Below are 11707 nucleotides of genomic sequence, written 5' to 3'. Positions count from 1 at the left end.
AATGGTTGGGCAATGATGGGGAATATCCATCCTGTGCGCGGATGAAGAGAGCCGCCGGTCGGTGCGAGGCGGCGTCGCGCGGGATCAAGCTCGCCCCGGAGCGCTCCTCTTGGACGGTAGCCCCCGTTACCGGGCGCGAGTGGGCTTCACACGAGGCCAACGAGAGTGGTACCGCGAAAGGCAACGCCTGGCGTCTCTTGAACGAGCGTCGGGCGTCTATTTATTTTATTGTTAACTTCAAAGGAGAGCAGCGCAGTATGAAGGAGTATCCCGCCTACAACCCCGCCGTGATCGAACCCAAGTGGCAGGCCTATTGGGACGAGCACGGCACGTTCACCGCCGAAGCCGATCACACGAAGCCGAAGTTCATGCCCCTGATCGAGTTCCCCTACCCCTCGGGCGCGGGGCTGCACGTGGGCCATCCGCGCTCCAACACCGCGATGGACATCATCGCGCGCAAGCGGCGCATGGAGGGTTGCAACGTGCTGTTCCCGATCGGCTACGACGCGTTCGGATTGCCGACCGAGAACTACGCGATCAAGCACCACGTGCACCCGGCCGAGGTCACGAGGCAGAACATCGACCGCTTCCGCGAGCAGCTCAAGCGGCTGGGGTTTTCGTTCGACTACACGCGCGAGGTCAACACCACCGACCCGAAATACTACAAGTGGACGCAGTTCATCTTCCTCAAGCTGTTCGAGCACGGCCTCGCCTACAAGAGCGAGATGCCGATCAACTGGTGCACGAGCTGCAAGTGCGGCCTGGCCAATGAAGAGGTCGTGGGCGGCGTATGCGAGCGCTGCGGCAGCGAGGTGGTGCGCCGTGTCAAGAGCCAGTGGATGCTGCGCATCACCGACTATGCGCAAAAGCTGCTGGACGGCCTCGACGAGGTGGACTTCATCGAGAAGGTCAAGCTGCAGCAGAAGAACTGGATCGGGCGCTCGGAGGGCGCGCTGGTCGATTTCGCGCTGACCACCGGCGAAAAGCTAAGCGTGTACACCACGCGTCCGGATACGCTGTTCGGGGCCACCTACATGGTGCTGTCGCCCGAGCACCCGCTGATCGAAGCGCACAAAGCCGAGATTAAAAACTTTGCCGCGGTGGCCGCCTACCGCGAGGCCGCGGCGCGCAAGTCGGATTTCGAGCGCACCGAGCTCAACAAGGACAAGACCGGCGTGGTCATCGAGGGCATCCGCGCGGTCAACCCGGCGACCGGGCGGCAGATTCCGATCTGGGTCGGCGACTACGTGCTGATGGGCTACGGCACGGGCGCGATCATGGCGGTGCCCGCGCACGACGAGCGCGACTGGGCGTTCGCCAAGAAGTTCCATCTTCCGATCGTCGAGGTGGTCGCGGGCGGCCATGTCGACGAGGCCGCGTATTCCGACATCGAGCAGGGCACCATGGTCAATTCGGGGCCGCTCAATGGGCTGGGCGTGCCCGAGGCGAAAAAGACCATCATCGAATGGCTGGCCGAAAAAGGCCTGGGCGAGCGCAAGGTGAATTTTAAGCTGCGCGATTGGGTGTTCTCGCGCCAGCGCTACTGGGGCGAACCGATCCCGCTCGTGCACTGCGAGCACTGCGGCTGGGTGCCCGTGCCCGTAGAGTCGCTGCCGGTCACGCTGCCCGATGTCGAGCACTATGAACCGGGCGACGATGGCGAATCGCCGCTGGCCGCGATCGGCGACTGGGTGAACACCGCCTGCCCGAAGTGCGGTGCGCCCGCCCGCCGCGAGACCGACACCATGCCGCAATGGGCCGGGTCGAGCTGGTACTTCCTGCGCTACATGGACCCGCACAACGACGAGGCGCTGGCCTCGCCCGAAGCGCTTGGGTACTGGTCGCCGGTCGATTGGTACAACGGCGGCATGGAGCACACCACGCTCCACCTGCTCTACAGCCGGTTCTGGCACCGCTTCCTGTACGACATCGGGCTGGTGCCGACCAAGGAACCGTATTTGAAGCGCACCTCGCACGGCATGATCCTGGGTGGCAACGGCGAAAAGATGTCCAAGTCGCGCGGCAACGTGGTCAACCCCGACGACGTGGTGGACGAGCTGGGCGCGGACGCGTTCCGGCTGTATGAGATGTTCATGGGCGCGTTCGACCAGGCGATTCCGTGGTCGACCGACGGCGCGCGCGGCTGCCGGCGCTTCCTCGACCGGGTGTGGCGGCTGCAGGAGCTGATGAGCGAGGAAGAAGGCGTGTCGGCCGCCATGGCGTACGAGGTACATAGCGCGATCAAGAAGGTCGGCGAAGACTACGAGCGGATGAAGTTCAACACCGCGATCGCGGCGATGATGTCGCTGGTCAACGCGTTGTACGACAACAAGTCGGCGACGCGGGGCGAGATGAAGCTGCTGTGCCAGCTGCTCAACCCGGTCGCGCCGCACATCACCGAGGAGATCGCCCAGATCAACGGTTTTGGCGAGCTGTCGCACCAGCCGTGGCCTCAGTTCGACGAGGCAGCGCTGAAAAAAGACATGGTGGAGGTGGCCGTGCAGGAAAACGGCAAGGTACGCGGCCGGCTGATGGTGCCCGCGGACCTGACGCGGGAGGCCGCGGAAGCCTATTTCGCCGCCGACCCGGATTTCCAGAAGCTGCTGGCCGGCAAGCCGGTGAAAAAGCTGATCTTCGTGCCCGGCCGGCTAATCAACGCGGTCGTCTGACGCCGATATACGTACAGGGCCGATGCACACAACAGCGCAACCCGACGTGCCCGACGGCCCCCTTCCCCGGGGGAATGGGGGGCCGAAGCCCCCCTCATAATGCGCCCACGGGCGTGTACCGGGGGCGTGTATGGGATTCCCCCAAAGGGCGAGCTTGCCCGCCCGACGGGGAATCCCTTCCCGTCCGCCTGCCGCCCGGAAAACCCCGCAGGGTTTTCAGGCAGGCGGCCCCGTAACCCCCGTCACCCCGTCTCCCCCGTAACCCACGGCTCGGAGCATTTTTGCCCGCAGGCAAAAAGGGTTCGAGCCCCTTTCCGGAGGTCGCCATGACGCAAGAAGTCGAATTCAAACTCGCCCACCTGCCTGAATCGCCCGGCTGCTATCTGATGCGCTCGGGCGATACGGTCATCTATGTCGGCAAGGCCAAGAACCTCAAGAACCGTGTGCGCCAGTACTTCCATTCGCAGCGCAACCACAGCCCCAAGGTGCGCGCGATGGTTACAAAGGTCACCGACTTCGACACCGTGCTCGCCTCGAGCGAATTCGAGGCGCTGATGCTCGAGTGCAATCTGATTAAGCTGCATCGGCCCTATTACAACATCCTGCTCAAGGACGACAAGCATTACCCCTACATCGCGATCGATCTTGCCGAGCCGTTTGCGCGCGTGCAGATCCGTCGCACGGTCGCGAAGGACGGCTGCCGCTATTTCGGGCCGTACCACGGCGCGACGGCGGTGCGCGAGGTGCTGGACGCGGTGCGCGCGGTGTTCCCGATCCGGGTGTGCGATAAAGTCCTGAAACCCGACCCCTCGGTGCGCCCGTGCGTGCACTACGAGCTCGGGCAGTGCCTGGCCCCGTGCGCGGCCAAGGTGTCGAGCGAGGATTACCTGCTGTTGATCCGGCGCGTGATCGAGTTCCTGTCGGGCAAGTATGAGCCGGTGCTCAGGGAACTGCGCCAGTCGATGAACGAAGCCGCGGCACAGCTCAATTACGAGCGCGCCGCGGTGTTCCGCGACCGCATCCAGGCGGTTACAAACGTGATGCAGAAGCAGCGCGCGCACGCGCCCGGCGGCGGCGATACCGACGTGCTGTACGCGCTGAGCGAGGGCGCGGACGCGCTGGTGCAGCGGCTGTCGGTACGCGATGGCAAGCTGATCGAGGCCGAGACCCATGTGCTGCCGAGGGCGGGCGACGAGCCGGCGGACGAGGTACTCTCATCATTCCTGCTCCAGCACTACGACGGCGCGGGCATCCCCGACGAGGTGCTGCTGCCGATCGCCGTTGCCGATCAGGAGACGCTCGAACAGCTGCTGACCGAGGCGCGAGGCGCGCGGGTCCGCCTGCGCGTGCCCGAGCGCGGCGAGAAGGTGCGGCTGATCGAGCTTTGCGAGAAGAACCTGCGCGAGGCGATCGAGAAGCGCGCCGAGAAGCTCAAGCGCAGCTACGCGCGCACGACGGGGGCGCTCAAGGAGCTGGCGCAGGTGCTGGGCCTTGACGAACCGCCCCGCCGCATCGAGGGCTACGACATCTCGAACACATCGGGCAAGCAGTCGGTGGGCGCGATGGTGGTGATGCTGGACGGCGTGATCGCCCCCAAGCAGTACCGCCACTTTTCGATCAAGACGGTCGAGGGCCCGAACGACTTCGCCTCGATGCACGAGGTGCTGACCCGGCGCTTCAAGCACGGGCTCACCGAGCGCGCCGAGCGCGAGGCGCAAGGGCTCGACCCCGCGGGCGGCAAGTTCTCCGACCTGCCCGACCTCTTGCTGATCGACGGCGGCGTGGGCCAACTGGGCGCGGCGGGCGAGGCGCTGCGCGAGCAATTGATCGACATCCCGGTGTTCGGCCTGGCCGAGCGCATCGACGAGATCGTGCTGCCGGGCCAGTCCGAAACCATCTACCTCGACCGCCGATCGGAGGCGCTGCACCTGATTCAGCGCCTGCGCGACGAGGCGCATCGCTTCGGCATCACCCATCACCGGAAACTGCGCGCCAAGGCGCAGATCCGCTCGGCGCTCGACGACATCCCGGGCGTCGGTCCGAAGAAGAAGAAGGCGCTGCTCAAGCACTTCAAGACCATCGAGGCGGTCAAGGCCGCGAGCGAGGCGGCGCTCGCCGAGGCCGAGGGCATCGGAGCGACGCTGGCGAAGGTGATCCATGGCCATTTCCATCCGCCGGCGTCCGAATAATCCGGCTGGTTATCCGCGCGCCGGTGTGTTATAATGCACTTACAGAGCAAGACTGCTTGGGAGGGCATGCAATGAGCTTACAACAAATGGACGCGCTGATCGCGTCGTGGCGGGATGAGATTCTCGGGAAGCTGCGCTCGTGGGTGGCGATCGACAGCGTGCAGGCCGCACAAAGCGCCGGCAATGCGCCGTTTGGGGACAATGTGCGCCGGATGCTCGATTTGTTTTTGCGGGACGCGGCGGCGTTGGGCTTTGCGACCGACGACGTGGACGGCTATGCCGGCTCGGCCGAGATGGGCGCGGGCGACCAGGTGATGGGCATACTCGCCCACCTCGACATCGTGCCGGCGGGCGACGGCTGGGAGCACGACCCGTTCGGCGGCGAGATCGAGGGCGGCCGGCTGTACGGGCGCGGCACGCAGGACGACAAGGGCCCGGCGCTGGCGGCGCTGTACGCCATGCGCGCGGTGCGCGAAGCCGGCATCCCACTCAAGCACGCGGTGCGGCTGATCGTGGGCTGCGACGAGGAGACCGGCATGAGCGACATGCGCCATTACGCCGCGGTACGCAAGATGCCCGACTACGGCTTCTCGCCCGACGCCGAGTATCCGCTGATTAACATCGAGAAGGGCGGGCTGGCGCTTCGACTGTCAAAGCTGACCGGCGGCGAAGCGAACGCCGCGCTGCCCGTGTATTCGCTCTACGCCGGCGTCCGGCAAAACGTGGTGCCGGGTCTCGCGACATGCGAGCTGGGCCTGGGCGAGCACAGCTTTGAGGAAATCGAGCGCCGGGTCCGCTCCATTGCGGCCGCGCACGAGCGGTTCGACCTGAAACTCGAAATCTTAAGCGACGGGCGCGCGAAGCTGACCTCGACCGGCATCCAGACCCACGCGGCCATGCCCCACACCGGCTTCAACGCCGCGGGCGCGCTGCTTATCGCGCTTGACGAACTGGGCGCGGGCGGCGGCAGCCGCGGTGCGATCGAAGCGCTGGCGAAAACACTGGGCGTAGCTTACGACGGCGAGGGATTGGGCATCAGGCAATCGGACGAGCTCTCCGGCGCGCTTACCTGCAATCTGGGCCTCTTGCGCTACGACGGCAACGAGCTGTGGGCGCAACTGGACATCCGCTATCCGATCAGCGCCGACGAGGTTCAAATGTGCGGCGCGGCGGTGATGGCGCTGTCGCCTTACAAGGTATCCGTGACGCGCACCGGCGGCCATGTGCCGCTGCACGTGCCCGAGGATCACCCGGTCGTACAGGGGCTGCTCCGGGTGTACCACGAGCAGACCGGCCTGCCGGCCTACGCCATGGCGATCGGCGGCGGCACCTACTCGCGCATGATGCCCAACACCGTGGCGTTCGGCACGCTGTTCCCCGGCGACGAGGAGCGCTGCCACATGCCCGACGAATACGTGGATATCGAGAAGTACATGCTGTCGATCCGCATCATGGCCCACGCGATCGCGCACCTGGCGGGAAAATAACCAATTTTTGCCTGAAATTTGTATAACTTCACACCGTCCTGCCGATATTTGGCAGGACGGTGGCTTTTGGTTAAGAAAGGAACATTGCGGCAGAAACCGCCGTCAAAGGTAAAATGTTGTCATATTTTGTCGGAGGCATTCATGAAAAGACTCATTCGCCCGGCCGCGCTTGCGCTGGCCCTCACGCTTTCGCTGACCGCCGGCGCGCGCGCGTTCTGGCCGTTCAGCGCCGCGCCTACGCCGACACCCGCGCCGGTGTTCGCCCCCGCGCCCGCGGTGAGTCCCTCGCCGCGCCCCACCGAGGAAAGCGCGCTGCTGCGCGTGCTGCTCAAATCGCTCGGCCGGCCGGTCGCGCTGGGGCTCACGCTGTCGGGCAGCTACACGGTCGAAAACGACCGGGGCTTTCGCTTCGCGCGGGACGCCGAGGTTAAAGTGGCGATCGACGGCGACGACCTGCTGCTGAACTGCGGCGCTCTGACGCTCAACATGGGGCCGTCGTTCACGCTGACGCGCCACGCCGTAAAAGATGGCGCGGACAACGGCATCCGCATCCACGAGACCGGCCGCGAGACGCTGTACCCGGGCGACCTGACACTGGAAAACGAAGCCGGCGCGATCCGGGCAACCGCCGCGCTCGACATCGAGGACTACCTGCTGGGCGTGGTACCCTACGAGATGAGCGACTCGTTCCCGATCGAGGCGCTCAAGGCGCAGGCGGTGGCGGCGCGCACCTACGCGATGAGCCGCAAGCACCCCGGCCGGGCCTACGACGTAGTGGACACGACTGCCGACCAGGTGTTCAAGGGCGTGAACCCCAAGCACGAAAACGCCGCGCTGGCGGTCTCAGAGACGCGCGGAGTGGTCGGGCGATACCGCGATCAATACGCCACCTGCTACTTCACCGCCAGCAACGGCGGCCAAACGGCGCTGCCCGACCAGTTATGGGGCGGAGCGGGCGATTACGGCTGGCTGACCGTGCGCGACGACCCCTACGACCTGGAAAATCCCTCGAGCCCGGTCAAGTCGCTGACGCTGCCGGCCGATCCCGCAAAGCTCGGCCGCGACCTGCGCGCGAAGCTTCGCGCCGGGCTGACCGAGCAGCTGTCGGCGCTCGGGTACAGCGACGAGATCGGCGACATCCGGCTGATCGCCCTCGTCAGCGCCGAACCCACCGATCCCATGTTCGGCCCGGGCAACCGGATGTTCCGCAAGATCCGGGTGGGGATGACCGTCGAGGGTAAGCTGCTGTACGGCCCCGGCCCCACGCCCGACGCCAGGATGCAGCCGCTCAACCGCGTAGAGACCGTGGGCAAGACGCTGTACACGGAACTCGACTTCTACAAGGACCTTAAGCCCAACTACGGCCTTAAGATCAGCGGCTCCGACTGCGAAATCGCGTCGGTCGTCAAGCTCGTGGGCGACCGGGCGGCGCGCGAAGGCGAAGCGCCCGACGCGTTCCGGATCGAGTCGCGCCGGTTTGGGCACGGCGTGGGCATGAGCCAGCGCGGCGCGCAGCAGATGGCGGGGGCGCACGGCAAAAAGTGGCAGGATATCCTCGGCTTCTACTACCCCGGCATGACGCTGGTCGCCGAGCAGTACGTGCGCGCGCCGCTCACCGAGCTTGAAGCGCTCAGCGCCTCGCTCGGCAAGGCGCGCCCGCGCCCGACGCCCAAGCCCACCCCCGCGCCGCTGCCCGCGCTGAAGGACGGCGAATCCTACGCCCGCGTGACGCTCGGTTCAAAGGGCTCGACGCTCAACGTACGCGATCAGGCCGCCACCACCGGCAAGCTGCTGGGCACGCTCGACAACGCGCAGCGCGTGATCGTGGTGGAGGAACTGCCCAGCGGCTGGGCAAGAATCCAAACCGCCGAGCTCAACGGCTACGCGTCGATGGACTATCTTACAATAGAATAGTTGGCATCGATGACGCGCCGCGCGGAGGATTGCACTTTGCGCGGCGCGTCAGCCCGCCAACCCCTTTGTCGGCGTTCCGATCTCATGCTCTTGTCCCCCGCTCCTCGCCCGTCATTCCTTGCGGGGGCGAGTTGTGTCCACCCGCACCCGTTTGGCCTATTGCTCATACCAGCCGGAAGCATGAACGCGTTCATGATTCCATCTGGTATGATTCGTGACCCGCTTCGTCAAGCTGTATAGGCGCTTCCAATACGTTCTCTATTGATGAAAAGGTATCTTTGGGGGCGGATATGCAGTTTCAATGCTGTGCGCGCTCGCTCTGCGCCTTCCCTTACTTTCGTGACCTCCGGATAAAAAGTTGTTCCCAACAGGGTATTTTGCATAATCCTTGCGTCACCCTTATACACTTTATCAGTCATAAGGTGCAAATGGGAGGCTGAGGGTATGAGCAGGAAAGCATTGGGCGGGCATATGCGGACGCTTGAGGATGATGACGAGGCAATCCCTGAACCGTCGAAGCTGGTCAAGACCGATTGCCCGTATTGCATTTCTCCTCTCCCCGTGCTATGATATGCGCAAAGCAAGAGAAGGGTGGTTATTATATGAGCGAGGGAAAGAAGACTCGCATTCGCCGCACGGTCGAAGAACGTAAAGCCGAGATCAATGGGAAAATCGCCTACCATCAGAAGATGATCGACCAATTGATTGTCAGGCGCGACCAGATCGGCGCGGAAAAACCCAAGACCGAGCGCAAGCCCAGCTTCAGCAAAGCGGTTGCCGCGCTCAAAGAGGCCGAGGTCACGCCGGAGGAAATTTTGGCGTTTGTCAAAAAAAAGAAAAAATAACCTGCTCGCCCTGCCTCGGCGGGGCGTTTTGTCGTAACGGAGATGCGGATATGGAATTCCCTGAAGATTTGGCGAAGAACATGGCTTTGCGCCCGGCAGTTGCCCAGCCCCTCCGCGCCATGTTCCGCGGCCATCTCTTTGTCCGGCTTCGTCTTCGGCACGGTGATCTTGCCCTTGTTTATCGCACCGATGCGTTCACAGTTGCTTCTTCAGCGTATACAGCTTGATGCCATCGGGAAAGCCGTCGATTTCTCCGCAGACGGCATAGCCCTGCTTCTGATAGAAAATCGGGGCTTGGAAAGAGTAGGTCGTCAGGTGGGCCAGCCGGCATCCGGCTTCTTGGGCACGGCGCTCGATGGCCGTAAGCAGGCGCGACGCGATCCCCCGCCCTCTGTAGGCCTCGTCCACCCAAAGCGCCTCGATTTCCAGCGACGAGAGATAGGTGGAGCCGGATATGCCGCCCACGACGGCGCCCGCTTCGTCGCGCGCCACATGGGCAAACGCCAGATCCGGTACCTTCAGTTGGCCCCTTGTCGCCTTCATGTTGTATGCGAGCAGGCCGTTTACGCGAACCGAATGCAGGAATTCCCGCTCGTCGCAGTCGTAATCAATCGCAATCTCCATTCCATCACAACACTTTCTGTATGCCTTATTCATAATATGACAAGTACGGTAAAGAATCAAGCCAAAAACGCGAACCCACAAAACTCATGTTGACAGCGGGCCGATGTTGTGGCATACTATGCGCATAAACGTAAAGGAGCCGTCCAATGCGCAAAAACCGTCTGTAATGCATAGGCCCTTCGGGGCCGGCCGGATTCGCGTCCCCTGGGGGGCCGCGATACGGCGCGTCAGACGGAACATGCCATCGCGTAATTTGCGAGCCGCAGATTCTTTCTGCGGTTCGTTTCATTTTGTATGATCCGTCCGACGCCGACCGAACTGAATGGGGGGATCGACATGTCCATCATACAAATCAAAAACCTGAGCTTCACCTACCCGGGCAGCTTCACGCCGGTGTTTGAGCGGCTGGAATTCCACATGGACACCGGGTGGCGGCTGGGGCTGGTAGGGCGCAACGGCCGGGGCAAGACCACGCTGATTAGGCTGCTGGCCGGCGAACTGCGCGGGCAGGGCGAAATCACCGCCAGCGTGGGCTTCAGCATGTTCCCGTTGCCGGTGGACCCATCGAAGAGCGCGCTGACGTGCATGCGCGAGTCGGTCGCGCCGTTCTGCGCGTGGGAAGCGCGCATGGCGCAGCTGCTGGATCAGGGCGATGAGGCCTCCCTCGCGCAATGGGGCGAGCTGGAGACGCGCTACGCGTCGGCGGGCGGGTACGCAATCGACGAAGCGCTCAAGCGCGAGGCCGAGCGGGTCAAGGTGGACCCGGAAGCGCTTGTTCGCCCGCTGGGCTCGTTCAGCCCCGGGGAGCGCACGCGCATGCTGCTGGCGGCGCTGTTCGTGCGCAAGAACCAGTTTTTGCTGATCGACGAGCCCACCAACCATCTGGACGCCGAGGGGCGGCGGGTGGCGGCGGACTACCTGCGCGCCAAGTCGGGGTTCATCCTGGTGTCGCACGACCGCTGGTTCCTGGATCAGACGGTCGATCACATCATCTCGCTCAACAAAACCGGTGCGGAGGTGACGGCCGGAGACTACTCCACCTACCGCGAGAATAAGCGGCTGCGGGACGAGTTCGAGATCGAGCAGAACGCGAGGCTCTCCGGCGAGATCAAGCGGCTCAAGGAGTCGGCCACCGAGAAGCGCGCGTTCAGCGACAAGGTGGAGGCGACCAAGATCGGCACCCACATGGCCGACCGGGGGCGCGTAGGACACCTGGCGGCCAAGGCGATGAAGCGCGCGCTGTCCATCCAGGTGCGCACCGAGCGCAAGATCGAGGAAAGGGAAGCGCTGCTCAAGGACCTCGAATACGCCTCGGCGCTCAAGCTCGAGGCGCTCCCGCACCCGGCGAAGGTGCTCATGCGGCTGCGCGACATCGCCGCCGGGTACGACGGGCGGCCGGTGTTCGAAGGGGTAAGCTTCGAGCTTGCGCAGGGCGACCGGCTGGCGCTGGTCGGGCCGAACGGCTCGGGCAAGTCCACGCTTATCAAGCTGCTGCTGGGTGCGCTCGAGCCGATGTCGGGCCAGCTGACCCGCGCGAGCAACCTCGTCATCTCGGTCATGCCGCAGACGGCGGATCAGCTCTCGGGCACGCCGGTGGCGCTTGCGGAGCAAGGCGCGCTCGATCTGAGTCGGTTCCTGATGCTGCTGCGCAAGCTGGATTTCCCGCGCGAGGCGTTTGAGCGCGACATGCGAGGCTACTCGCTGGGCCAGCGCAAGAAGGTGCTGCTGGCCGCCAGCATGGCAAGCCCCGCGCACATCTACGTATGGGACGAGCCGCTCAACTACATCGACCTCGAGTCCCGCGAGCAGGTGGAGAACATGCTGGCGGAATCGGAAGCCACGATGGTGTTCGTCGAACACGACCGGCGCTTTGTAGAGCGAATCGCGGGCAAGGCGATCGTGCTGGGCTAGTCATTGTGTCGCAGCGCGTAGAGAACAATGCGGCGCAAAGTTCTCTACGCTTTTTGTATCAGAGCATT

The 11707-nt window shown here is 64.2% G+C and carries 7 protein-coding genes; 6 read left to right on the top strand and 1 reads right to left on the bottom strand.

Going from position 1 to position 11707, the window contains the following annotated elements; all coding sequences use genetic code 11:
- Positions 1-257 precede the first annotated feature (257 nt).
- From leuS to ACH6CV_RS03455, 5 genes are all read left to right on the top strand, one after another.
- Complete coding sequence (gene leuS, locus ACH6CV_RS03475) at positions 258-2669, top strand: leucine--tRNA ligase (RefSeq protein ID WP_456356771.1); 2412 nt, start codon at positions 258-260, stop codon at positions 2667-2669.
- A 326-nt stretch (positions 2670-2995) separates the two neighbouring features.
- The gene (gene uvrC / locus ACH6CV_RS03470; RefSeq protein ID WP_456356770.1) at positions 2996-4858 is read left to right on the top strand and encodes an excinuclease ABC subunit UvrC; all 1863 of its coding nucleotides are present in this window, start codon (positions 2996-2998) and stop codon (positions 4856-4858) included.
- A gap of 71 nt (positions 4859-4929) precedes the next feature.
- Entirely contained in the window at positions 4930-6345 is a 1416-nt protein-coding gene (gene pepV, locus ACH6CV_RS03465; RefSeq protein WP_456356769.1) for a dipeptidase PepV, read from the top strand.
- Between the two features lie 141 nt (positions 6346-6486).
- The gene (locus tag ACH6CV_RS03460; RefSeq protein ID WP_456356768.1) at positions 6487-8259 is read left to right on the top strand and encodes a SpoIID/LytB domain-containing protein; all 1773 of its coding nucleotides are present in this window, start codon (positions 6487-6489) and stop codon (positions 8257-8259) included.
- Between the two features lie 602 nt (positions 8260-8861).
- Positions 8862-9104, top strand: coding sequence for a hypothetical protein (locus tag ACH6CV_RS03455; protein ID WP_456356767.1), 243 nt, complete (start codon positions 8862-8864; stop codon positions 9102-9104).
- Between the two features lie 195 nt (positions 9105-9299).
- Here ACH6CV_RS03455 and ACH6CV_RS03450 read toward each other — a convergent pair whose 3' ends face one another.
- The gene (locus tag ACH6CV_RS03450) at positions 9300-9728 is read right to left on the bottom strand and encodes a GNAT family N-acetyltransferase (RefSeq protein WP_456356766.1); all 429 of its coding nucleotides are present in this window, start codon (positions 9726-9728) and stop codon (positions 9300-9302) included.
- A 336-nt stretch (positions 9729-10064) separates the two neighbouring features.
- Between ACH6CV_RS03450 and abc-f the strand changes: the two genes are divergently transcribed.
- Positions 10065-11639: a ribosomal protection-like ABC-F family protein gene (gene abc-f, locus ACH6CV_RS03445; protein ID WP_456356765.1), complete on the top strand. Its 1575-nt coding sequence runs from the start codon at positions 10065-10067 to the stop codon at positions 11637-11639.
- Positions 11640-11707: the final 68 nt, after the last annotated feature.

Source organism: Anaerozeibacter quisquiliarum, from assembly GCF_051162045.1.
In the GTDB taxonomy this organism is placed as follows: Bacteria; Bacillota; Clostridia; order Christensenellales; family Aristaeellaceae; genus Anaerozeibacter; species Anaerozeibacter quisquiliarum.
The sequence above is the reverse complement of the archived record's forward strand: the minus strand, read 5'-3'. Positions and strand labels throughout refer to the sequence as shown.